This window comes from Candidatus Ulvibacter alkanivorans (assembly GCF_003333325.1).
In the GTDB taxonomy this organism is placed as follows: Bacteria; Bacteroidota; Bacteroidia; order Flavobacteriales; family Flavobacteriaceae; genus Ulvibacter_A; species Ulvibacter_A alkanivorans.
Genome location: NZ_QOLC01000057.1, coordinates 1 through 23,425 on the forward strand (window position 1 = coordinate 1; position 23,425 = coordinate 23,425).

Genomic DNA, 23,425 nt, shown 5'->3' on the forward strand with positions numbered 1-23,425 from the left:
TAAAAGAAGTACTATGAATAATATACCCAGTGTAGATCTTGCCGATTTTTTAAGTGATGACCCAAAACGAAAACAAAAGTTCGTTAATGAAATAGGAAAGGCTTATGAAGAGATCGGATTTGTTTCTTTAAAAAATCATTTTTTAAGTGACGATTTGGTCGATGAACTATACAAAGAAGTTAAGGCATTTTTTGCCCTTCCCTTAGAAACCAAGAAAAAATATGAAATTGAAGGTCTAGGCGGGCAACGTGGCTATGTTTCCTTTGGAAAAGAGCACGCAAAGGGTAAAAAGGAAGGCGATCTTAAAGAATTTTGGCACTTTGGCCAAGAGCCTGAAGAAGATGCAGATCTTCCTGAAGATTATCCCGATAATGTGATCGTAGAAGAGCTTAAAGATTTTAATCATACCGGTATGGAAGCGTATCGTATGTTAGAAAAGACAGGGATCTATGTATTACGAGCATTGGCCTTATATATTGGTTTGGACGAGCATTATTTCGATCATTGGGCAGCCAATGGCAATAGCATTCTTAGACCAATACACTACCCTCCTATTACGGAAGAACCCAAAGGCGCTGTTCGCGCAGGGGCACATGGCGACATAAATTTGATCACTTTATTAATGGGAGCTTCTACTGGTGGTCTTCAAGTGCTTCGTAAGGACGGAGAATGGATAGATGCCATCCCCGAAGAGGATGAACTTGTTATTAATGTAGGTGATATGCTAGAACGACACACCAATAATAAGTTACGATCCACCATTCATCGTGTGGTAAATCCGCCGCGAGAGGAATGGGACAACCCAAGATATTCGATACCTTTCTTTATGCATCCACGCGGTGATATGGATCTAAGTTGTTTGCCCGAGTGTGTAGATGAAGAACATCCAAAAGCCTATCCCGATATCACGGCAGGTAAATTTTTACACCAACGTCTGGTAGAGATAGGTTTGATAAAAAAATAAATTAAAAGACAGCATACACTTATGGATCTTCAAGATCAACTTAAAAACCTCTTTCCCGATCATGAGCCGGAAGAAACCCATAATCCCGAACCCGAACCCACGGTTTGGCTTCAGGATGACCCACTCTTATGTAAGTACGAGAAACGTCGTGGAAAACCCATTACCATTATTTCAGGGTATAACGGAGCTCAGAGCGACTTTAAACAACTCGCAAAAGAGATAAAGCAATTACTTGGTGTCGGGGGAAGTTTTAAGAATGAGGAGATCATCATACAAGGTGATTTTAGAGATAGGATCATGGTGTTTCTACAAGACAAAGGATTTGCGGTAAAGCGCGTTGGTGGATAATTATACGATATGAGAATACCCGAATCTGAACTGATACTTAACCCGGACGGCAGTATCTATCATTTAAACCTAAAACCGGAGCAGATCGCTACTACCATCATCACCGTAGGTGATCCCGATCGTGTGGATGCTGTGTCAGCCAATTTCGACCGCATCGATACCAAGGTGCATCGACGTGAGTTTAAGACGCATACCGGCTGGTACAAGGACACAAGAATAACTGTGATCTCTACGGGTATTGGAACCGATAATATTGATATTGTCCTAAACGAGTTGGATGCGTTGGTGAATATCGATTTTGGCACAAGAAAGGTCAAGGACGATCACACCCAACTTCAAATTATTCGTATAGGAACTTCTGGAGCCATTCAACCGGAGATTCCTGTAGATAGTTTTTTGATTTCTGAAAAAGCGATTGGATTTGATAACTTGTTGCATTTCTACGGAAACACTTCATTTTTAGACACTAATTTTTCCGAAGCATTTAAAGAACATACCAATTGGAATCCAGCTAAATCAGATCCGTATGTAGTTGAAGCCGATCCAAAATTAGTATCTAGGTTTTCTTCCGAAGCATTTCTAAAAGGAATAACAGCTACTAATGTTGGATTTTATGGCCCTCAAGGAAGAGTGTTACGCCTTCCTGCCAATGATGAACGATTAAAAGAAACCATTGCTTCCTTTGAGTACAAGGGTGCAAAGATTACCAATTTTGAAATGGAAACTTCGGGGATCTATGGAATGGCTGCGTTATTAGGACATAGTGCGATCTCATTAAATGCCATCTTAGCGAATCGGGCCAATGGAACTTTTAGTGAGCAACCACAAGAAACCACCGACCGATTAATTCAAAAAACATTAGCACTTTTAGTATCATGACAAAACTGCACATTGGCGGCGTGCCAGAACATTTTAACCTACCTTGGTACCTTACTCTTCGCGACAAGGCGTATCATGAGAAAGATGTAAATCTGCGTTGGAAAGATTATCATGGGGGTACCGGTCAAATGTGTAAAGCCTTACGTTCAGGTGAGATCGACATGGCTGTAATCCTGACAGAAGGGATCATTAGAGACATAGTGGAAGGTAATAGCGCAAAGATCATTCAAGTGTTTGTAAAATCGCCATTAATTTGGGGGGTACACGTGGCAAAGAACTCTACGTATAGGCAAGTGGACGATTTGCGTGGCACCGAAGCAGCAATTAGTAGATATGGTTCAGGATCTCATCTTATGGCGTATGTAAATGCCGAAAATGAAGGATGGAACATGGAGCAAGATCTAAATTTCACGGTCGTTGAGAATCTTGCTGGGGCGTTGCAAATGTTACCTGAAGGAAATGGAGATTATTTTATGTGGGAAAAATTCACCACAAAACCGTACGTGGACAACGGACCGTTCCGACTTGTAGGCGAATGCCCTACCCCTTGGCCATGTTTTGTTATTGCAGTGCGCGAAGAAGTCTTATCATCAAATGCGACTGCTGTCCAATCGATCTTGGAGATCATTAATGAAACCACAAAAGAATTCAAGAATATTCCCGGGATCGATACTATGATTGCTGAACGATACGACCAGAAATTAGAAGACGTACGTGCATGGTTGGAGCTTACAGAGTGGGACCAGAAGAATTTAACTGCGGAAGAAGTGAACGAGGTGCAGCAAAAATTACAACAGTTAGATCTCATCAATACTACCTTACCTGTGGAGGAGATCTTATATGATCTCTAAAAATTTTTAAAAGCCAACGCAACCCGAGAAGAGGAATTGCATCTTACTAATATAAAAGTAAGATCATGATAACATTTCTAATCATTTTAGGGGCCTTACTTCTAACTAACTACCTTTTGTTGGAATTTAGTTGCAACGATGCAACAGAGCCCGAAATACCGGAAGAAGAATAGAACGTACTCCCCATCTATTCTTTATATAATTTTACCATTGAATGGGAGTCTTCCCATTTTTTATCAAATATTCGTTTACCTTGCTAAAATGCTTGTTCCCGAACCAATATCCTCTATTGGCGCTTAACGGTGATGGGTGACCGCTTGTTAATACCAAATGTTTAGTGGCATCTATCTTGGCACCTTTGCGTTTTGCATATCCACCCCACAACAAAAATACGAGTCCGTCGCGTTCTTTCGACAAGATCGAGATAACCGCATCGGTGAATTTTTCCCATCCCTTATTTTGATGACTTCCGGCTTCATGCGCACGAACGGTTAAGGTAGCATTTAGCAATAATACACCTTGAGAGGCCCAGCGTTCTAAATTTCCGGATGGTGGGATGGGTACACCAATATCACTTTCTATTTCAGAAAATATATTGAGAAGTGACGGTGGTTTTTTTATGCCCTCACCCACCGAAAAACAAAGTCCGTTGGCCTGATTCGGGCCGTGATACGGATCTTGCCCTAATATCACCACCTTGACCTCCTTATAAGGAGTATGATTGAATGCTGAAAAGATCTTATTTCCCGGCGGAAAACAAGTGTTCTTGGAATATTCTTCTTTAACAAAAGTTCTCAATTCTTCAAAATATGGTTTTTCAAATTCCGATTGTAATACCTGCTTCCATTCTGCCTCTATTTTTACATCCATAATTAGTACTTTTGTGATCAATAAAATTACTAATTCAAACAGAGAATCCTATTAAAGTAGGGCTATATTTCGAAGCAGGGAAATGATCCGAATTACAAAGAAAACATTAGAGGACTTAGAGTTTCCCTCGGTGCTACAACAAGTAGCCTCCAATTGCATTACCGAGATGGGCGCCGTCGCCACCTTGGAAATACTTCCGTTTGCAGACCAAGACGCTATACAACCTGAATTAGCACGCGTAAAAGAATTTTCTGCCTCCTTCAATGGAGATAATCGAATACCAAATCACGGATTTGAAGCGCTTAACAAAGAATTACGGCTTCTTGAGATCGAGAACAGTACCATAGAGGTGTCTGGTTTTCGTCGCATTCTAGGAGCTTCAGAAACTACGCGATCCTTATTGGGATTCTTCAGAAAGAATGAAGAATTCTATATCGCTTTACATGCTTTTTCTTCGGAAATTAATTTCGATTCGAGTATTTCCGAAGCGATACATGGTGTTCTGGACCGATATGGAGACGTAAAAGATGATGCTTCCGAAGCACTTTCAGAAATAAGAAAACGGCTTAGTGTTGTGAAAGGGCAGATAAACAGTTCGTTTGGAAAGGCCCTTGCTCGTTATTCACAAGCCGATTACCTGGATGAGATCAAGGAAAGTGTTGTCGACAATAGAAGAGTGTTAGCCGTAAAGGCAATGTATCGTCGTAAAGTGAACGGGGCTGTGATGGGAACTTCAAAAACCGGCAGTATTGTCTACATAGAGCCGCAAGAAACGCTGAACTTTGCGAACGAACTTAGTAATTTGATTTACGAAGAGCGGGAAGAAATTAAACGAATCTTAAAGGCACTCACCGAATTCGTACGACCCAAGGCACATCTATTACAAACGTATCAATCCTATCTCACCCAAATTGATGTGATCTATGCCAAAGCGAAGTATGCGCTTAAAGTTGAAGGAGTCCTGCCTATTATAAGTGAAGAAAAGCATACGTATTTAAAAGATGCCTATCACCCATTGCTGTTGGTGGCGAATAAAAAAAGGAATGAAAAAACGTTTCCACAGACCATAGAATTACAACCTGATAAACGAATTATAGTGATCTCGGGTCCCAATGCAGGGGGAAAGAGCATTACGTTAAAAACTGTGGGGTTGTTACAGATCATGCTTCAAAGCGGCATGCTAATTCCTTGTGAACCAACAAGCGAGTTGTGCTTTTTTGAACGCGTGCTAACCGATATTGGAGATAACCAATCTATCGAAAACCATCTAAGTACCTATAGCTATCGATTGAAGAAGATGAATCAATTTCTTCGGAAATGCAATGCCAAGACCCTATTCCTTATCGATGAGTTTGGTACAGGAAGTGATCCCGAGTTAGGGGGTGCGTTGGCTGAAACCTTTTTGGAAGTATTTTACGAACGAGAAGCCTTCGGAATAATCACAACGCATTATACCAATTTAAAGTTGTTGGCCAATGAATTGCCGCACGCGATTAACGCAAATATGCAATTTGACAGTAGATCGTTAGAACCGCTATATCAATTGCATTTGGGAGAGGCAGGAAGTTCGTTCACTTTTGAAGTAGCCCAAAAGAATGGAATTCCCTATAGTTTGATAAATAGAGCAAAGAAAAAAATTGAACGTGGTAAAGTACGCTTCGATAAGACCATTGCTAATTTGCAAAAAGAACGTTCTAAGCTACGACAAACATCGGCAAGTCTGAAGGACTCGCAAGTAAAGGCCAAAGAAGAAAGCAAGCAGTTAGAAGAAATAAACAAACGCGTTCAAGAAAAACTGGAGAGCTATCAAGAGTTATACGATAGTAACCAGAAGATGATCAGTTTGGGAAAAAAGTTTGATGCACTCTCTGAACGTTATTTTAACAACAAACGAAAAAAAGCACTTATAGACGAGCTGATGAAATTGGTCATGGTAGAGAACAGCAAACGAAAAAAAGTAGCGCCTAAACAAAAGAAGGCAGTTAAGGCCAAGAAGCAAGAGGTAGCCAAAGAAGTTGAAAAAGAAGTAGCCGTAATACGAAAACGTAAAAAAAAGGAAAAAGAAAAAGCCAAAGCGACTCCGGCGCCCAAGCCAAAAGTGGTGTTAAAGGTTGGCGATAGGGTTCGCATGATCGATGGGCGAGCCATTGGCACCATAGACAGTCTAGAAAAAAACAAAGCAATCGTTAATTACGGCATGTTCACAACAAATGTAAGTGTAAACGAATTGGAAAAGGTATGACCTCAACACAACCTCATAAGATCATATTATTCGACGGAGTGTGCAACCTTTGTAACAGTTCTGTAACTTTTATCATAAAAAGAGATTACAAGGACAGGTTCCGATTTGCAGCCTTGCAAAGCGAAATTGGACAACATTATATCCAAAAATTCGATATCGATCCTGTTGAAACTGATTCTATTATTCTTGTTGAAGCCGACAACTATTACGCAAAATCGTCGGCAGCGTTGCGCATTGCGAAGTATCTGTCGGGTGGGTATCCCCTGCTCTACGGTTTTATGATCGTTCCAAAATTTATTCGAAATACCGTGTATGATTATATCGCGAAGAATCGATATAAATGGTATGGAAAACGGGAGCAATGTATGATCCCAACACCCGAGCTCAAGGCCAAGTTCTTATAAGTTCTCACTTCGGAAATAGCCGTGTTTCACGGCAAATACTCGTATCTTACTACTATTATTTGTTAGGTTAATGAACGGTTAACGGCATTAACTTATGCATTATTTTCTACGAACTAATCATATTTTTATGCCATGCAATTGAAACTAAAGGTGTTAATTTTTGGATCGGTGCTCACTTTGGTGGCCCTAATCGCTATTCAAGGATACCTCATTTATAATTCTTACGAACTTAAGAAAAAGACCATCACCATCGATGCTCGAAATGCGATTGCTAAATTATACAACACTCCCGAGATTGATTCCATCTTTTGGACATACAGAAACGATTTTAAAGCAAATTTGACCAAGTACGAAAAAGATGAGATTTCGCAAACTACATTATTAAACCGCCTTCAAGAAAAAGCAAAAGCGATCAATCCGTCTTTTATGGAAGTGTACAGTAAAGGACTGGAGGAATACGCTAATAATATCGATGTTGAATTTAAAAAGATAGTTACAAGCATAACAGTAACCGATTCTCTTGGCACTACCGATGTACTTTATACTTTAGAGGAAAACGACACGATTCTTATCGCAGGGATGAATTTTTCTTCGGAAGAAGGCTTGCTCATCAACAACAGTACTTGGCAAGACAATCATATAGTACCACATGCTAATGGAGAATCCGAACAGGTTGATCTAAACTTTAAATCGAGTATTTATATGAGTATCTCAAATTGGAATACACTTATAATAAAGGAGCTCGCCGGACTTATGATCATCTCTACCTTGTTATTCCTTTTTGTAGTTGGTCTGCTATATTATTCGATTCAGAATTTAATTAAGCAGAAAAAAGTAGCCGATATAAAAACCGACTTTATCAATAATATCACTCATGAATTAAAAACGCCGCTGTCAACACTTTCATTGGCCACTAAAACACTTACCAACGAATACGCCAATGACAACAAAGAAATGGCAGATGAAGCAATAAATATTGTAAATCGCCAAAATATCCGACTTCAAAAACTAATCGATCAAGTTCTACAAAGTAGCCTTGGCTATAAATCGATCGTACTTACTACCGAAGAATTTAATACTACCCTATTCTTGAACGAGACCTTAGACGATTTCTTATTGTCGGTAGAACAAGGAATTGAAGTAAAACGGAATATCGATTCAACCGGAATGCTTATGATAGCCGACAAGTTTTATTTAAGTACTGCGATCATCAATATTTTGAATAATGCAGTGAAATACGGTGGAACCGTATTAACCGTCACTTACAAAGTTGGTAAGAACAATAGCTCACATCTTATTTCTATCGCGGATAACGGTATTGGTATTTCTGAAAAATATCAAAAGGCAATTTTCGAGAAATTCTATCGTGTGAGCGAGCAGGACACCCATAACTACAAAGGATTAGGGTTGGGACTCTATTATACCAGTCAGATTATCAAAGCTCATAATGGAAGTATTTCGGTAGAAAGCCGTGAAGGTCACGGTACTACATTTACAATATCAATTCCTTTAGCACGATGAAAAAGATATTACTAGCAGAAGACGATATTGATTTTGGCACTATGCTGAAACGGTATTTGGAATTGAATAAATATGAAGTTACCTGGGCTAAAGACGGTAAGGATGCGCTTAAAGCATTTACTACAGACGAATTTGACATCTGCATACTCGATGTAATGATGCCAGTAATGGATGGTTTTACCTTAGCCAAGAAAATTATTGAACTAAATCCTGAGATACCATTTCTTTTCTTAACCGCAAGAAAGACAAAGGAAGATCGTATTAAAGGATTGCGCTTAGGTGCCGACGATTATATAGCTAAGCCTTTTGAGGCTGAAGAATTGATCTTACGTATTCAGAATATCGTAAAACGTACGCAACAACAAAGTGTCGAATCTGAGGACGTGCCTGAGGGAAAAATTTTGGCTATTGGCGCGTATAAATTCGATTTTCACAACTTAGAACTTAGCCTAAACGACAACACTCAAAAAATTACTGAAAAAGAGGCGCGATTACTCCTTTACCTCTTCAGAAATAAAAATCAATTGATTCGTCGTGAGGATATTTTATCACATGTATGGAACAAAAATGATTTTTTCTCCGGAAGAAGTATGGATGTATTTATAACTCGAATAAGAAAGCATTTAAAAGATGATTCGGCGATCGCTATCAAAAGTGTTCGTGGAATTGGATTAGAATTTAATATAAACGAGTAATACTAATTTAATTTAACAAAAATGAAAACAATGAAGAGAACAGTACTTTTTCTACTATGTATACTTACGGGTAGCATAGGTTTTGCGCAAGAGTACTTCGGTACGAACACCTTTGGAGATACGTCCATAGACAATATCTTCCGTTCGGCAACAGACAGTAACGGCAACATTTACAACGCCGGCTTGTACAGTGGATCCATAACTTTAGGATCAGAAACCATTTCTTGGAGTGGTGGTAATGCCGATGGATTTGTGTCGGTACACGACAGCAACGGAAACCCAATAGATGTATTTGGTTTTGGCGGTGGCTTCGATGATGTAGCTGTAGACGTTGCTATAGATGCTAACGATAACATGTATATCACTGGATATTTCCAAGGAGCCGGCCCGAACTCATTCGATGCGGACCCGGGACCTGGTGTATTCCAACTATCACAGCCCTCACCTATTCTGAGTCGTGATTGTTTTATCATTAAGTTGGATAGTAATGGTGATTTTGTATGGGCTAAGCAAGTGAGCAACCCGTTCGGATTTGGAGCTAACGAAGATTCTAAAGCGATCGAGGTAGACAGTGCAGGTAATGTGTACATCGCTGGTTCTTTTATATTAGCAGATTTTGACCCAGACCCTGCAGTTGACAACACAATTTTTTCTGCCGATGGTGGTGGAAGCACCGATGGATTTCTACTAAAATTAGATACCGATGGGAACTTCGTTTGGGTAAAGATTTTAGAAGGACCGGGAGGTCTTGTAGATGTAGAGGATATCGAATTTGACGCAAATGAAGACATATTACTTACTGGTCGTTTCGTAAATAACGTAGACTTAGATCCGAATGCTGGTACAGCAACGGTAAATTCAAATGGTAATTCAGATATCTTTATGGCTAAGTGGGATACAGACGGAAACTATATTTGGGGCCAATCTTTTGGAGGTCCTGGAAATGATTTTGTAGAGTCTATTCAAGAATTGCCTTCCGGAGTGTACGTAACAGGTATGTTCTCCGGTACTGTAGATCTAGACCCAACAGCCGGAGATAACACAGTAACTTCTAATGGTGACTGGGATGCGTTTATTTCGCAGTTCGACACCACGGGAGCTTATCAATATTCATACACTGTAGGTGGCGAAGGAAATGCCCTTTTTGAACAGGTTTATGACGTAACCGAAGGGTTTAATGGTAACCTATTTATTACAGGAAGCTTTATTGGTACGGCCGATTTCGATAATAGTGCCAACACCGCTGAGAGTACAAGTGCTGGAATCACAGATGCGTTTATAGTGGAACTAACCACAGCTGGTGCCTACCAAAGGCATTTCACCGTAGGTGGAGACAACGATGAAACGAATACACAGATCACTTTTAACGACAACGATGATATTTTAATGTATGGAGGTTTCCGAAGTACAGATGCAGATTTTAACCCATTTGCAGAGACCGATATTATTGGGACAACCGGTTTCTTCGATGTATATATGTCGCGATTTACGCTAGTGCCTAATACAGATAATGACGAGTGCTCAGGGGCTTTCCCTATCGCTTGTGGCGAAACCTTTACAGGAGATACGTCGGGAGATACCGATTCTGGTGGAAACGCTTCTAATGATGAGTTTTTCTCTTTTACAGGCAACGGAACCACACAAATTGTAACAGTATCTACCTGTAATACGGCTGCTTACGATACTTTTCTAAGAGTATTTGAGGATTGTACATTAACAAACGAGATCGCCGCCAATGATGACGATGCTGGTTGTTCCGGATTTACTTCTGAACTGTCGTTTGTTTCAGACGGGACTTCAACTTATTATATCATGGTTGAAGGATTTAATGCTGCGGCATCCGGTGCATTTACCTTAAGCGTAACTTGTGAAGATCCGCTTCCTAACGATTTTTGCGATACAGCTCAACCAATTTCTTGTGGTGAAACTACCATGGGTACTACCATAGGAGCCACAGACGACTCGACGATCGCTCCAGAATGTGGTACTACCGTAACTGCGCCGGGCGTATGGTATGTATACGAAGATACTACTGGATTAGTAACCGATATAACAGTTTCTACATGTAGTGTTGACACCGATTATGACACCAAGATCAACGTATATACAGGGGACTGTGGTGCCTTAACTTGTGTGGCCGGTAACAATGACGGAACCAACTGTACTAATTTCCAATCGGAAGTAGAATTTCAAAGTGATGGTAATTCAACCTACTACATTCTTGTACAAGGTTTTGGTGGTGCGACGGGTAATTTCAGTTTAAACATGGAATGTACTCCTGTGCCTCCTCCAAACGATATGATAGCAAATGCGATCGATGTAGACCAAATAGGTTTTCCTTATACCGATCCGGATGTTGCCATGCCTGCGGCTACTACAGAAGGCGGTAACCCAATTGGGTGTGATATCGATGGCGCCAAAGGGGTTTGGTATAAGTTTACTTCGGAAGGAGATGGCGAGGTAACAGCAAGCATTGTTACTCCGGCAGGACCTAGCTCGGTAACCTTTTACTACGCACCCGATGAGAATGCTAATGAAACCGATCTGGAATTGGTGCAGCAAAACAGCAACCAATGTGTGGCAGGAACTTCTGCGATGATCACCACCGATCCCGGTCAGAGCTACTATGTATACGTAGTAAATACAAACGGCCGTACCGATATCACTATCGATGGCGTTAACTTAAGCACCGGAGAACATGCATTCAACGGATTTACAATGTACCCTAATCCGGCACATGATATGATCAATTTTAGCGCTCAAGAGAATATTGAGAATATTACTATTTATTCAATTCTTGGGCAGAAAGTAATTTCACAAGAATTAGATGCAAATAATGCACAAATTGATGTATCACAATTGGCTTCAGGAACGTATATCGCAAAGGTTTCAATAAATGGCCAAGTAGGAACTTATAAGATTCTTAAAGATTAGTTAGTATCTTATAGGGTTTATTTTTAAAAGCAGGCTTCGGCCTGCTTTTTTTATTTTAAATTTTGAAGGATAAAATTGAGTGTTTCATTATCATTCTCAACCGTATCAAATGCGAAGTTTTTATAGGTATTGGAAGTAGCAAGTTCCATCGATTTCCAATGATCGATCATGTTCTTATGCTCCAACGTTACCTTTCCGGCCATTAAGGGATCAAGATCCCCTTTAGATTGATAATAGTCATAGATCTTTTTAAGCCCGGTCAAGTACATATAATCTTTGGTAAATCCACCGCCTCTATGGGCACGCAAGCTAATGTTGTAGCTTTCCTCTCTATTTAATTTATACTGATTGTGTAAGAGGTCGAACGTATCACAAAAATTGAATCCCTTTCGTAGGCTATCGGCCGCCAATACGCGATATGCCAACTCTTTTAAACGATGTAGGGTCAAACAACCACTCATATATTCGCTAAAAACAGCCAAGCCTTCTTGGGTCTCGACATTGTTAGGAAACCCATTGTGGAAGATCTGTAATGGTTGGTTGAGTCCGTTAAACGTAGTCACCAAATGCACGCCTATCTCATGGTTTGCAAGCACCTTTAATTGGTTGGCACTATAACGGTGGTTTTTCTTTAGGATAAGCGTTTGTGTATTGTTTACCACCATCGCTGCGGCAGAGATCTTGGTAGAATAGCGAATGGTAAACTGAAAATCATACCGTTTTGTGAACTCCATAAAATAATCGGCAGCTTCTTCGGCACTAAATACAGGAAATAGCTCACTATCGTATTCGGCATCTTTGTAATGAAGAATAAACTGTGCATTTTCAACGTCTTTTTCTGTAGGTGTTCCAAACGATTTCAGAACATTAAAATAGAATTTTCGCCCCTGCCCTATGGTTTCAATACACTGAACAAGCCCCGAATAATCGTAGATCACATCGCGATAGAAGGCTCTTGATGCCTCGTCATTAATTGTGTCAATTTTCTGTGAGAATAACTCCTGCTGCAGTTTATGCGCATTAAAATCGATTTTTCGGTACTTGAAATTGGGGTTGACATTATATTTTGAAGCAAAGAAATTTCGCTTCTCCTGCTCTATGTTGATTGGGTTGACATAATTGAGCAACTCGATCTTTTTGACTAACTGATTTAGATTAAAATCAATTTTAAACAAATTTGGATGGGCGTCGATCACCGCTTGGGTATGTGGCATGGGTATTACTTAAATGTATTATAGAAGGAAGTTGCGTGCTCTTTTACTTTTTTCTGAAGTTGTTGCTCGATGGCATTTACTACTTCGGGATAAATGATCTTGCGTAATTCGTCACAATAGATTTTTTTGACCTCGGTCGCCAAAACTAAGGTATTCTGAAAGTTTTGCGTAATGTATTTTAAGAAATACCCGTTCCCTTGAAACGTATCGTTAATTCCGGCCGTCGTTTCAATTGCGTTAGGAAGATGTAGTTCGGCCAACGAATCTCGCCAGGAGGCAATTGCGTTTCCGAAGCGATCATTATCGATATTGGTCGTTCCTAAATTTATAACAGGGACCTCTCGTTCCCACCGTCTCCAGTTATAACTATGCATATCGTACACCACAACCGCAGTAAATTTTTCTTCTAATTTCTGCATCAAAGCTCTAACTACACTGTAAAATGCAGCGTGTTTCGCCAAACTTTGTTTTCTATGTCTGGGTCCTAGCGGTTCTTTCCACAGTTTTTTACCCCAAGCATCGTCGTAAATCGCATTATCGGGATCACGATTTAGGTCGTATTCAAACCTACTGTCACAACCCGCGATAACGATAGGATGTGTTTTTACAAACTCCTTAGTACAAGGGTCTTCTTCGAACCAACGTTCGTACTCGGTATGCAAGCAATTTTCCCAAAGTTCTTTTCTGAATTGATGTCCGTCATGAACGGCACCACACACATAGGGGACATACGAATCTATCTTGATGGTGAATGAATAATCATCTGCAACGGCTTCGAAGGTACTTTCCGAAGCAATTTTCTGTATTATTTCTGAAACAGTAAGTCGTTCCATTAGGCTTCTTTTACGTGGTTACGAAGTTTTTGTCTACGCTCGAAAGCTGTGACGCGCTCCATTACTTTGTCTTCCACAAAATCGATGATCTTTTCCTGTACGCGCGATTTATAGACTTTGTTCATATAAGTGATCCCACCAGGCGACAATACATTTACTTCAACCAGCATTCCATTTATCACATCAATTCCTACGAAATAGAGTCCGTCTTTCACCAATTTTGGACCAATACGACGGCATAGTTCTTTTTCTTGTTTGGTCAACGAATGCTTTTGAACCGTTCCGCCGGCACTAACATTGCTCCTATGGTCTTCTTCACCGGGCACGCGTTTCATGGCTCCTATTGGTTTTCCGTTAAGTAACAGAATTCGAACGTCACCTTGGTCCGCACCTTCTATATAGTCTTGTAAAATGACATAATTTGAAGTGCCATCCTTGTTATCGATGTAAAAATCCAGTAAGGAGTTAATACTTTTCATCGCTCGCTTTTCAATAAGGATAACGCCCGAGCCTCCATAGCCGTTCAAGGGTTTTAAGATCATTTTATCGGGTCCTTCTTTAATGATGTCCTTGAGGTATTTCTTATTCTTGGTTACATGAGTACGAGGAATCATCTCATTATTGCTGTCTTCGAATACGGCGGTGTATAATTTATTGTTCGCACGGCGTATCCCATCAAGATCGTTCATAATAAACACATCGTCCTTTACACTGTCTAAGAAATTAAGCATGATCATATCCAATGGCGGATTGCTACGCAGAATGATCACATCGAACCCTGCTAAGGGTAACATTTCATCATAAAATTCGGCATGGGTGTGAAACGATTTCAAACTTGAAGAAATCTTGTCCTTGCGCTTAATACATTTCGAAAATGCAAAAGCAACGCTATCACGAATGGTCAAATTAGCCGGAGTCGTAATAGCGAGTCCGTGACCGCGTTTAACAAATTCGTGAATTAAGGCTAAGGTAGTGTCGTCCTCGGGCTTGATTTCCTCCCATGGATACATGATAAAACAAACGTTCATAGCAGTTGGTTATTATTTGGAATTAAAGATACTAATTATCAAATAATATCACAGTCCTATCCCAGGCAATTCCCCATTTCTCCTTACTCGTAGATCCTAAAATTGTCGAATCCGCCAACATCGGTATCGCCATTTTGTTGAATTCGAACTTGTAAGCCAACTGTGGTAGTACCTCCCGGTATGGACTCACTTACCGATCCTGATAAAGAGAGATCTGCGGCTCCATTAATAAGCATCACCGCCGTTTGTGGAACACCATCAATAATTAGGATGTATTCGGCATCGTCTCCGGCATCAAAACGGTAGAAATCATAATCGAACGCAACTGTCACGCCGCCCAATGCAGACGAGACATCTACTGTGTTAAAAGTAATGGTGGCGTATCCGGTCGTTCCGTTATCGCCTTCATCGTCCAGATCACGAATGCCTAAGAAGTTATTGGTTAGGGTTGTAAGATTACTGAATATACTATTAGAAGCGTCTGTTATTCCGAAGAAACCATCGGTGCCATTGTCGAAGAAAGGAATATCGGAAGTATATCCCCAAGTGGTGCCCAAATCAAAGTTTTGAACAAGATTAGTAAAAGGCAAGGTGTTTGAACAATGCAGGTTCTCCCAAGAAGTTCCATTCCAAATTTGAAGACATTGTGTAGCTTCAACAAATACAGCAAGCCCAATATCTGTTGATGACGGATTAATTGCGTCTCTATTTGCGACAGTTGGAACCCGGGGCGGCATTAAGCCCTTGTAGGTCAAACCTCCATCACTGGTGCTACTCACTTCCAACATGGCAGCCGGTGACGGACTTGTAGTGCCAATCCCTACTTGACCAAACAAGAATCCACTACATATTCCGAAGAAAATAAAACAAATACATGTATGCATAACTATGATTTTTGAAATCATAGCACAGCAGTTTCATTTAGAAAAGGAGCCTAGGCTGTTAACAATGTTAGTTGCAACAGACTAGCTACTTCAAACATACAAATTGCTTCCGTATTAGTGAATTACAATTTGTCGTGATTTATGAATCTAGATCGAAAGTCTTGGTTGGATTTTCGGGTGCTTTGTAATGAAGCATGTCTTCTCCACTCGCAATGATTGAAGAAACAGTAGCGTCTCCGGTTACATTAACCACGGTTCTAAACATATCTAAAATACGGTCTACTGGGAAAATAATGGCGATCCAAGCCGGATTGAGCCCTACCGAGTCCAGCACGATAATTAGCATTACCAAGCCTGCACTAGGAACTGCTGCAGAGCCAATGGAAGCCAAGGTTGCCGTGATCACTATAATTAATTGCTGTCCTAGTGTGAGGTCAATAAGGTGAATTTGCGCCAAAAAGACTACGGCTACTGCTTGGTACAAACAGGTACCGTCCATATTTACTGTAGCACCAATGGGCAATACAAAACTGGTGATCTTTTTGTCTACGCCTAAATTTTCTTCAACACACTCCATGGTTACCGGAAGTGTGGCGGCACTACTGGATGTAGAAAAGGCCAGGGTTTGTGCGGGACTAATCGCTTTAAAGAACCCTGCGTATGGTATTTTTCGTACAAATAACTTTAACACCAATGGATAGATTACAAAGATCATAAACATCAAACCAATGAATACGGTAAGCGAATACCAGCTTAATCCTTTAAAGATCTCGTACACCTTTCCAATATCATCGCCAGCCATCTTACTTACCACTCCTGCCAATAAGGCAAATACAAAGAATGGGGCTGCTTGCATCACAAGATCCACCATTTTTAAGAAGACCTCCATAGCCCCGTCTACAAAATCGGTTACAGGTTTGGATTTCTCATTAGGGATAAACAATAAACAAACACCAAAGAACAATGCAAAGAAGATAATTTGCAGCATTAATCCGTTATCCGATAGTGATCGGAAAAAGTTTTGTGGAACAATATCGATCAAGGGTTGTAAAGGACCGGCATCTTTTGTTTGATTTGCGGTTTCCATTTTTTCGGTCACCGAGGCATCTTGCAATTCGCTTTTAGAAAGATCGGTGATACGCTGTGCACGTTCCAAGTATTCCGGGTCCTGTAGATAGTTGATCCCGTCTTTAATTTCATAGCCTTGATCGTTTGCCCAGATCTCATAACTAATACGATTGTCGATGCGGCTGTCCTCATCTATTAATTTTCCGGGTCCAATAACATTCACCAAGGTAAGTCCGATAGTCACTGCCAACACTGTCGTAACCAAGTAGGCCAATAGTGTTTTTCCTCCCATTCGACCTAAGCTTGACGGGTCTCCAATATTGGCAACACCGCTTATTACTGAAAACAGTACCAATGGAACTGCGATCAATTTCAATAAATTGATAAAAATCGTTCCAAAGGGAGCAATCCAATCGATGGTAAACTCACTCCAGCCTAATTGACTCGATAGTATAGCCCAGACCACCCCAAGGATCAATCCGATAATAATTTTCCAGTGTAATGCCAGCTTCTTCATATAAATTGTGTTATTGCTTTATGTTGACCTCGCGAAAGATACAGATTTTACTGTTTTATATTTTTGAATGTTTGTTACGTAACCAAAAATCGGCTATCACCAATGCTGCCATGGCTTCCACTATTGGCACTGCACGTGGCACCACACAGGGATCATGCCTGCCTTTTCCTTGCATTGCCACCGTTTCTCCCTCTTTGTTAATGGTTTGTTGTTCTTGCATTATGGTCGCAACCGGTTTAAAAGCCACGTTAAAATAGACGTCTTCCCCGTTGCTAATCCCCCCTTGAACGCCACCGCTAAAATTGGTCTTGGTACTACCGTCGGTATTAAAAAGGTCGTTGTGCTCACTTCCTTTTAGTTTTACACCCGAAAATCCACTGCCAAATTCAAATCCTTTAACAGCATTTATAGATAACATGGCCTTGCCTAATTCGGCATGTAACTTATCGAATACCGGTTCTCCCAAGCCAACAGGCATGTTTTGAATTACACAGCTAACAATACCACCCACGGTATCTCCTTCTTTTCGTATGGATCTAATAAACGATTCCATCTGAGTCGCCATTTCCGGATCGGGACAGCGTACCGGGTTTTTTTCTATTTCTGAGAATGAAAGTTCCGAATAATGCTTGTCTAATTGTAATTCGCCTACAGCCGAAACATAGGCTGTGATCTTTATGTTTTGAAGCAACTGTTTTGCAATGGCACCGGCCACCACTCTACAGGCAGTTTCTCGTGCAGAAGAACGACCGCCTCCTCTATAATCGCGTATACCATATTTTTTATCGTAGGTGTAATCGGCATGGGAAGGGCGGTAAGAGTCTTTTATATGAGAATAGTCCTTAGACTTCTGATTGGTGTTTTTAATGATAAACCCGATAGGAGTACCGGTAGTGATCCCTTCAAAAATACCCGAAAGAAACTGTACCGTGTCGGGTTCTTTACGTTGTGTAACGATAGCCGATTGCCCGGGTTTTCTGCGTTGCATTTCAGCTTCAATTGCTTCAAGGTCCAGTTGTAATCCTGCAGGACAACCGTCTATAATACCTCCAATGGCCTCTCCATGAGATTCGCCGAATGTCGTTAGGTTGAAAATCTTTCCGAAGGAATTACCCGCCATATAGCTGTTTTGAACAAATGTAATTTTTAATACCGAATATTAAAAATATGTGACGGCTTAAAATGCTGCTGCCTATGGGTGCTTATGCCTAACCACTTGAATATCTAAAACTAAGGTGCTCCTAGATGCGTTTGTGCAGAGATCGCTATATTTACCAAAAATTACTGTAATGAAGACCCGAATATTACTTTTTATCGCAGCTGTCGGCCTATTGTTTCCATCTTGTTCTTCAAGCGATGATGATGGCGGCCAAGACGATGCGACCAATTATTTTCCGTTAACCGCAAATTCCTATTGGACCTATAACAATACCAGCGAAGGGGAACAAACACGCGATTCGCTATACGTTAACGGTACGCAACAAGTCAATGGAGAAACAGCTACCAATCTCGATGCACGTACGCCTATCACCGGACTTATGACCAACTTTTTAACACAAGGGGTAGTACAGCGCAGTGATAACAGATTGCTTATTAATGGCGAATTTAGCAGTGCATTTATAGAAGGTTTTCCTGAAATTAGCGTGCCTTTAAATGACTTTGTGTTGTTTGATGCTTCGGAAACCACTATAGGAACGGAGTTAAGCAGTGTTAATGGCGAAATTATGCAAGAAGTAATGGATGTTCCTTTGCTTATTACCTATGAATTTAGATCGGTGAGCGCCGGTTTTTTAATGGCGACTGAACCATCTGAAACGCCACCGGTATTGCGATCTGACCTGCAATTACAACTAACGGTAACCGCAGAGATAGAATTGGCGCCCGGCCTTACGGTTTCGATCCCTGTGTTGGCGACACAGGAGGTGTTATTGGTTCAAAATTCGTATGCGAGCGATATAGGACTTACACAGTCTGACGTTACTATCATGTACCAATTGGAAGATTTAAGTGGCTCGGGAATCGAGTTGCCATTTCCTTCCGAAGGAATGATAGAAAGCACACAAGAGATCGATACTTTCGTGGTTTCCGATTAAAGCAATGCTTGGCGTAAGATACTAATTGGGTGCATGGCTACTCGTCCGGTTCCGTCTTTAATTTGATGACGACAACTAGTACCGTTGGCTGCAATAATGGTTTCTTCGGAAGCCTTGTTCACGGCAGGAAATAATTTTAAGGCACCCATTTGCATACTAACCTCATAATGTTCCTTTTCAAAACCAAAACTTCCTGCCATTCCGCAGCAACCCGATGGTATGATGGTGGGTTTGTAATGCTTCGGAAGGTTTAGCAAGTCGAATGTCACTTTCGAATTGCTCAATGCCTTTTGGTGACAATGAATATGGATCTTTATCGCTTTTGCTTCCGAAGTAAATAGATTGGGCGTGATATGGCCTTTGGCGATTTCTGAAGCTAAGAACTCTTCAACTAAAAAGGTATTATCGGCCACGTGTCGAGCTAATTTCTCATTGTTGGCCAGTCGAAGGTACTCATCGCGAAACCCTAAAATTGCAGACGGTTCGATTCCCAATAATGGACACTCGGTCGAAACTTGGTCCTTTAATTCGTGTAAGTTTTTATCTACTGCCTGTTTTGCTTGTTCTAAATAGCCCTTGGAGATAAGTGCTCGCGCACTGTCCAGGTGTTGAACCGCAGTGACTTGATAGCCCAATTTGGAAAGTAAAAAATAGGCATCTTCGGCTATCACTGTGTCTAAATAATTACTAAATTCATCTATGAATAAAATAACTTTTTTTTGTTTGTTAAGAGTTTGATTTACAGAGGTTAAGTGCTTATTACTAAAAGTCTTAGTTGAAATAAGAGGCATCGATCTTTCCGAAGCGATTCCATACCATTTCTTTATAAGATTGGCGCTAAATCGATTGGAAAGTAAAAAGTTGGCAAGTCCGGGAATTCGAGATGCCATTTTATTGTAATAGCTGCTTTTGGCAAAAAAAGCATCCGATTTTGAAGTGCCGTTAACTTGTTTATACTGGTATAAGAACTCGGCTTTAGCCGTGGCCATGTCGACATTACTGGGGCACTCGGTGGCGCATGCTTTGCAACTTATGCACAGGTCGAATACTTCTTTTAATGACTCGGAATCGAATTTATTCGCTGCTTTATTATTGGTAAGTACTTCTCGTAAGGCGTTCGCCCTGGCGCGGGTGGTATCTTTTTCGTCTCTAGTGGCATGATAGCTGGGGCACATAGCTCCTGCAGCAGCTTCACTTTTACGACAATCGCCGCTTCCATTGCACTTTTCGGCAAGTCGTAATATCCCTTGTGAGTCGTTAAAACGCATCAAGGTATCAACCTTTGGTTCCTCCCTACCCGGCACATAACGCAGATCTTTGTCCATTTTATAAGCATCTACGATCTTTCCCGGATTAAATATATTATTAGGATCAAAGCAAGCTTTTATACGGCGTAATACGTTGTAATTAGAAGTACCGATCATACTTTCAATAAATTCGGCTCTTACGATGCCATCGCCGTGCTCTCCGCTAAATGAACCACGATATTTTTTCACTAATGCCGCTACATCGGTGGTGATCTGTCTAAAAAATGCGACATCCTGTTCTTTCTTTAAATTAAGGATAGGGCGCAAATGCAGTTCGCCGGCTCCTGCGTGGGCATAATACACCGCTTTTTGATCGTACGATTGCATGAGGGCTGTAAATTCATCGATATACGCCGGCAGATCGGGTAATGCAACCGCCGTATCCTCTATACATGCTACTGTCTTGTCGTCACCCACCATATTGCCCAATAGGCCGAGTCCTGCCTTTCGCAATTCGAGCGCCATAGTAATTTCCTCGTTCCGAAGTACCGGCTGCGCATAACTTAGTTTTGAGGTAAGTAAACTACCTAACAACTTTTCTATTTGTACCGACAACTCTTTCTCGTTGGTAGCTCTCACTTCTAATAACAGCAACGCTCGAGGGGAACCTTCTACAAAAAAGCGATAGGGCTCGTATTTTTTATTTTGTTGGGTGCGTTCCAAGATCACATCATCCATCATCTCGCAGGTAAACAGTTGATGTTTCATAGCATGGACCACGTCCAATAAACAATCTTGTAAGGTATGATAATGGGTCACGATCATTGCCGATTGTTCCGGTGGCAATTCGTCTAATTGTAAGGTGATGGCTGTGGTAAAGGCGAGTGTGCCTTCACTTCCACAGAGTAAGGAACTAAGGTTTATTTGTTTGTCGTTTTCTTCAAATACTTCAGTATCGAGCAGACTGTCAACAGCATAGCCGGTGTTTCTTCGATGGATCTCCGGTTTTGGAAACTGAGTTTTAATCGCTTTCTTGGTTGTTTCCGAAGACAATTCAGAAAAGAGCAATGAATATATCTTTCCTTCTAAGTTTGGTAAACGGGTCTTAGCGATAAACTCGTTTTTGCTAAGGGCTTGAAACGTTGCCTCGTCGCCATTAGACAGTATTGTTTTAAGTTGTAAGACCTTGTCTCTAGTTACCCCGTATTGAATAGAAGTGGTTCCGCTGGAGTTGTTCCCTACCATCCCCCCTATCATACAACGGTTAGAGGTTGAGGTGTTGGGCCCGAAATAGAGTCCGTAGGGCGCTAAAAACGCGTTTAATTCGTCTCGAATCACTCCCGGTTGTACCGTAACGGTCTTATTAATTGTGTCTACGGAAAGTATCTCGGTAAAATAGCGCGACACGTCTACAATTATCCCCTCACCCACACATTGTCCGGCTAGCGAAGTTCCTGCAGTCCTAGGAATAAGCGAAGTACCATGTTTATTAGCAAAGGCAATAAGCTGTTTGATCGCGGCTGTGTTCTTCGGAAACGCTACAGCTAACGGAAGTTTTCGGTATACAGAGGCATCGGTGGCGTAAATAGAACGATAAAGTTCATTTAGCGCTAACTCACCCTGAAACGATTGTTGTAATTGAAGTAAGGCCTTTTCCATAGTGGATTTAGTAAAAGTAAAAAAACCCGCAACATCATCGATTGAAAATTTTACACAATTTTAATTATTCTTGGCACAGTGTTAACAATAAGCCATGCGCATTACCACTACTTTTGATAGATAACTTCTTAAACAAAAAATTATGAAAAAACTCATTTGTACCGTTTTTGCGATGGCATTCTTCGGAATATGTGCACAGGCCCAGATTATAGCGGATAATGCTATTGGACTTCGATTAGGAGACAATGATGGCTTCGGAACGGAAATAAGTTACCAACGCGCCGTAGGAGGAGATAACAATCGATTAGAATTCGATCTTGGGTGGCGAAACAGTAAGAACTTTGATGCCTATCGATTAACCGGGCTCTACCATTGGGTATGGAATATTGATGGAGGCTTTAATTGGTATGTGGGTCCCGGTCTAGGAATCGCTCAAGTTGATTTCGACGATCGATTTGATGATTTTGATGATGACAGTGAAACGTATTTCTATGCAGCCGGTGATATAGGAATTGAATATAATTTTGACATCCCATTGTTATTATCGTTAGACTTTAGACCAGAATTTGGGTTTGGAGACTTTAATGACGATGTTGATTTCGATATTGCACTGGGAGTACGATATCAGTTCTAAGGAAAAATATGTAGATAGTTTATAAAGGCGTGCTTTTAAAAGCACGCCTTTTTTATTCGTGTAAATCACAATTTTATAAAGAAAACAATGTCGATTTATTCTTCGACACGTTCAAAAACAACCGGTAATCCGGTATTTTCGAAAGAAATCATCGTAAATGGAGTGGTTATAACGGTAATTACATTGCTTCCCGGCTCGGGTGAATCATAGCGTACATGAACAATTACGTGTTCCTCTGTTCGTATGACCTTATCCACGGTGACTGCAAATCCACCTGTGGAAGACTCACCTGCGGTAACCAAGGCGACTGTTTTGGTAGAAAAATCGATGCTAGGTATGGTTATGCCTGGTTTCCTGGTAGCGTTGATCTTATTAAAGACACTATTCAGCTCGTTCGTGTCGTTTATAGCAACTTGTTTCGCCTCTTTAATATTGCTTTGCGAACCTTGCGCTATGATCTCAAAAGGAATTGACTCACCGTCGGAGTTCGCAGAGGACCTATTACCTTTACAGCCAACGTTAAGTAGTGTAGCCATTAGG

Annotated in this window: 20 protein-coding genes; 11 read left to right on the forward strand and 9 right to left on the reverse strand. The window is 40.8% G+C overall.

Translation table 11 applies throughout. The features are described from left to right. Positions 1-13 precede the first annotated feature (13 nt). Genes DWA30_RS04355 through DWA30_RS04370 form a run of 4 tightly spaced genes read left to right on the forward strand, consistent with a single transcriptional unit; the run spans position 14 to position 3,042 of the window. Positions 14-964, forward strand: a complete 951-nt coding sequence (locus DWA30_RS04355; protein ID WP_114491348.1) for an isopenicillin N synthase family dioxygenase — start codon at positions 14-16, stop codon at positions 962-964. Positions 965-985: 21 nt separating this feature from the next. Next, positions 986-1,312, forward strand: a complete 327-nt coding sequence (locus DWA30_RS04360; protein WP_114491321.1) for a translation initiation factor — start codon at positions 986-988, stop codon at positions 1,310-1,312. Between the two features lie 9 nt (positions 1,313-1,321). Beyond that, a complete protein-coding gene (locus tag DWA30_RS04365) occupies positions 1,322-2,191 on the forward strand; it encodes a nucleoside phosphorylase (RefSeq protein ID WP_114491322.1) in 870 nt (289 codons plus the stop codon). Further along, a complete protein-coding gene (locus DWA30_RS04370; RefSeq protein WP_114491323.1) occupies positions 2,188-3,042 on the forward strand; it encodes a substrate-binding domain-containing protein in 855 nt (284 codons plus the stop codon). Before DWA30_RS04365 ends, DWA30_RS04370 begins: the two co-directional genes overlap by 4 nt. Positions 3,043-3,246: 204 nt before the next feature. Here DWA30_RS04370 and ung read toward each other — a convergent pair whose 3' ends face one another. Continuing rightward, on the reverse strand, positions 3,247-3,912 hold the full coding sequence (ung, locus tag DWA30_RS04375; protein ID WP_114491324.1) for a uracil-DNA glycosylase: 666 nt from the start codon (positions 3,910-3,912) through the stop codon (positions 3,247-3,249). A gap of 82 nt (positions 3,913-3,994) precedes the next feature. Here ung and DWA30_RS04380 point away from each other — a divergent pair, with 82 nt between their 5' ends. The 5 genes from DWA30_RS04380 to DWA30_RS04400 all read left to right on the forward strand — a co-directional run bounded on the left by DWA30_RS04380 (position 3,995) and on the right by DWA30_RS04400 (position 11,708). Beyond that, positions 3,995-6,154 (forward strand): endonuclease MutS2, encoded by a 2,160-nt coding sequence (locus DWA30_RS04380; RefSeq protein ID WP_114491325.1) that lies wholly within the window; start codon positions 3,995-3,997, stop codon positions 6,152-6,154. Beyond that, a complete protein-coding gene (locus tag DWA30_RS04385) occupies positions 6,151-6,558 on the forward strand; it encodes a thiol-disulfide oxidoreductase DCC family protein (RefSeq protein ID WP_114491326.1) in 408 nt (135 codons plus the stop codon). Before DWA30_RS04380 ends, DWA30_RS04385 begins: the two co-directional genes overlap by 4 nt. A 132-nt stretch (positions 6,559-6,690) precedes the next feature. Next, complete coding sequence (locus DWA30_RS04390; RefSeq protein WP_114491327.1) at positions 6,691-8,079, forward strand: sensor histidine kinase; 1,389 nt, start codon at positions 6,691-6,693, stop codon at positions 8,077-8,079. Continuing rightward, complete coding sequence (locus tag DWA30_RS04395; protein ID WP_114491328.1) at positions 8,076-8,774, forward strand: response regulator transcription factor; 699 nt, start codon at positions 8,076-8,078, stop codon at positions 8,772-8,774. Before DWA30_RS04390 ends, DWA30_RS04395 begins: the two co-directional genes overlap by 4 nt. A gap of 30 nt (positions 8,775-8,804) precedes the next feature. Beyond that, on the forward strand, positions 8,805-11,708 hold the full coding sequence (locus DWA30_RS04400) for a T9SS type A sorting domain-containing protein (protein ID WP_168421734.1): 2,904 nt from the start codon (positions 8,805-8,807) through the stop codon (positions 11,706-11,708). A 50-nt stretch (positions 11,709-11,758) separates the two neighbouring features. Here DWA30_RS04400 and DWA30_RS04405 read toward each other — a convergent pair whose 3' ends face one another. The 6 genes from DWA30_RS04405 to aroC all read right to left on the reverse strand — a co-directional run bounded on the left by DWA30_RS04405 (position 11,759) and on the right by aroC (position 18,372). Beyond that, a complete protein-coding gene (locus tag DWA30_RS04405; RefSeq protein ID WP_114491330.1) occupies positions 11,759-12,922 on the reverse strand; it encodes a peptidase MATCAP family protein in 1,164 nt (387 codons plus the stop codon). Between the two features lie 5 nt (positions 12,923-12,927). Beyond that, entirely contained in the window at positions 12,928-13,755 is an 828-nt protein-coding gene (locus DWA30_RS04410; RefSeq protein ID WP_114491331.1) for an N-formylglutamate amidohydrolase, read from the reverse strand. Continuing rightward, positions 13,755-14,783 (reverse strand): glutathione synthase, encoded by a 1,029-nt coding sequence (gene gshB / locus DWA30_RS04415; protein WP_114491332.1) that lies wholly within the window; start codon positions 14,781-14,783, stop codon positions 13,755-13,757. Before gshB ends, DWA30_RS04410 begins: the two co-directional genes overlap by 1 nt. An 83-nt stretch (positions 14,784-14,866) precedes the next feature. Further along, positions 14,867-15,667, reverse strand: coding sequence for a phage tail-like protein (locus tag DWA30_RS04420; protein ID WP_136073155.1), 801 nt, complete (start codon positions 15,665-15,667; stop codon positions 14,867-14,869). Between the two features lie 139 nt (positions 15,668-15,806). Then, a complete protein-coding gene (locus tag DWA30_RS04425) occupies positions 15,807-17,252 on the reverse strand; it encodes a dicarboxylate/amino acid:cation symporter (protein WP_114491334.1) in 1,446 nt (481 codons plus the stop codon). A gap of 55 nt (positions 17,253-17,307) precedes the next feature. Continuing rightward, entirely contained in the window at positions 17,308-18,372 is a 1,065-nt protein-coding gene (gene aroC / locus DWA30_RS04430) for a chorismate synthase (protein ID WP_114491335.1), read from the reverse strand. 169 nt (positions 18,373-18,541) lie between these two features. On the opposite strand from aroC, the gene DWA30_RS04435 reads away from it, so the two are divergent. Further along, positions 18,542-19,345, forward strand: coding sequence for a hypothetical protein (locus DWA30_RS04435; RefSeq protein ID WP_114491336.1), 804 nt, complete (start codon positions 18,542-18,544; stop codon positions 19,343-19,345). Here DWA30_RS04435 and DWA30_RS04440 read toward each other — a convergent pair. Continuing rightward, a complete protein-coding gene (locus tag DWA30_RS04440) occupies positions 19,342-22,251 on the reverse strand; it encodes an FAD-binding and (Fe-S)-binding domain-containing protein (RefSeq protein WP_114491337.1) in 2,910 nt (969 codons plus the stop codon). The genes DWA30_RS04435 and DWA30_RS04440 overlap by 4 nt on opposite strands. A gap of 142 nt (positions 22,252-22,393) precedes the next feature. Here DWA30_RS04440 and DWA30_RS04445 point away from each other — a divergent pair, with 142 nt between their 5' ends. Next, on the forward strand, positions 22,394-22,885 hold the full coding sequence (locus tag DWA30_RS04445) for a hypothetical protein (RefSeq protein ID WP_114491338.1): 492 nt from the start codon (positions 22,394-22,396) through the stop codon (positions 22,883-22,885). 95 nt (positions 22,886-22,980) lie between these two features. On the opposite strand, the gene DWA30_RS04450 is transcribed toward DWA30_RS04445, so the two are convergent. Next, a complete protein-coding gene (locus DWA30_RS04450) occupies positions 22,981-23,421 on the reverse strand; it encodes a protease complex subunit PrcB family protein (protein ID WP_168421735.1) in 441 nt (146 codons plus the stop codon). Positions 23,422-23,425 lie beyond the last annotated feature (4 nt).

Coding starts and splice junctions, on each gene's coding strand:
- DWA30_RS04355 (WP_114491348.1), top strand. CDS start 14: ATGAATAATATACCCAGTGTAGATCTTGCCGATTTTTTAAGTGATGAC.
- DWA30_RS04360 (WP_114491321.1), top strand. CDS start 986: ATGGATCTTCAAGATCAACTTAAAAACCTCTTTCCCGATCATGAGCCG.
- DWA30_RS04365 (WP_114491322.1), top strand. CDS start 1,322: ATGAGAATACCCGAATCTGAACTGATACTTAACCCGGACGGCAGTATC.
- DWA30_RS04370 (WP_114491323.1), top strand. CDS start 2,188: ATGACAAAACTGCACATTGGCGGCGTGCCAGAACATTTTAACCTACCT.
- ung (WP_114491324.1), bottom strand. CDS start 3,912: ATGGATGTAAAAATAGAGGCAGAATGGAAGCAGGTATTACAATCGGAA.
- DWA30_RS04380 (WP_114491325.1), top strand. CDS start 3,995: ATGATCCGAATTACAAAGAAAACATTAGAGGACTTAGAGTTTCCCTCG.
- DWA30_RS04385 (WP_114491326.1), top strand. CDS start 6,151: ATGACCTCAACACAACCTCATAAGATCATATTATTCGACGGAGTGTGC.
- DWA30_RS04390 (WP_114491327.1), top strand. CDS start 6,691: ATGCAATTGAAACTAAAGGTGTTAATTTTTGGATCGGTGCTCACTTTG.
- DWA30_RS04395 (WP_114491328.1), top strand. CDS start 8,076: ATGAAAAAGATATTACTAGCAGAAGACGATATTGATTTTGGCACTATG.
- DWA30_RS04400 (WP_168421734.1), top strand. CDS start 8,805: ATGAAGAGAACAGTACTTTTTCTACTATGTATACTTACGGGTAGCATA.
- DWA30_RS04405 (WP_114491330.1), bottom strand. CDS start 12,922: ATGCCACATACCCAAGCGGTGATCGACGCCCATCCAAATTTGTTTAAA.
- DWA30_RS04410 (WP_114491331.1), bottom strand. CDS start 13,755: ATGGAACGACTTACTGTTTCAGAAATAATACAGAAAATTGCTTCGGAA.
- gshB (WP_114491332.1), bottom strand. CDS start 14,783: ATGAACGTTTGTTTTATCATGTATCCATGGGAGGAAATCAAGCCCGAG.
- DWA30_RS04420 (WP_136073155.1), bottom strand. CDS start 15,667: ATGCATACATGTATTTGTTTTATTTTCTTCGGAATATGTAGTGGATTC.
- DWA30_RS04425 (WP_114491334.1), bottom strand. CDS start 17,252: ATGAAGAAGCTGGCATTACACTGGAAAATTATTATCGGATTGATCCTT.
- aroC (WP_114491335.1), bottom strand. CDS start 18,372: ATGGCGGGTAATTCCTTCGGAAAGATTTTCAACCTAACGACATTCGGC.
- DWA30_RS04435 (WP_114491336.1), top strand. CDS start 18,542: ATGAAGACCCGAATATTACTTTTTATCGCAGCTGTCGGCCTATTGTTT.
- DWA30_RS04440 (WP_114491337.1), bottom strand. CDS start 22,251: ATGGAAAAGGCCTTACTTCAATTACAACAATCGTTTCAGGGTGAGTTA.
- DWA30_RS04445 (WP_114491338.1), top strand. CDS start 22,394: ATGAAAAAACTCATTTGTACCGTTTTTGCGATGGCATTCTTCGGAATA.
- DWA30_RS04450 (WP_168421735.1), bottom strand. CDS start 23,421: ATGGCTACACTACTTAACGTTGGCTGTAAAGGTAATAGGTCCTCTGCG.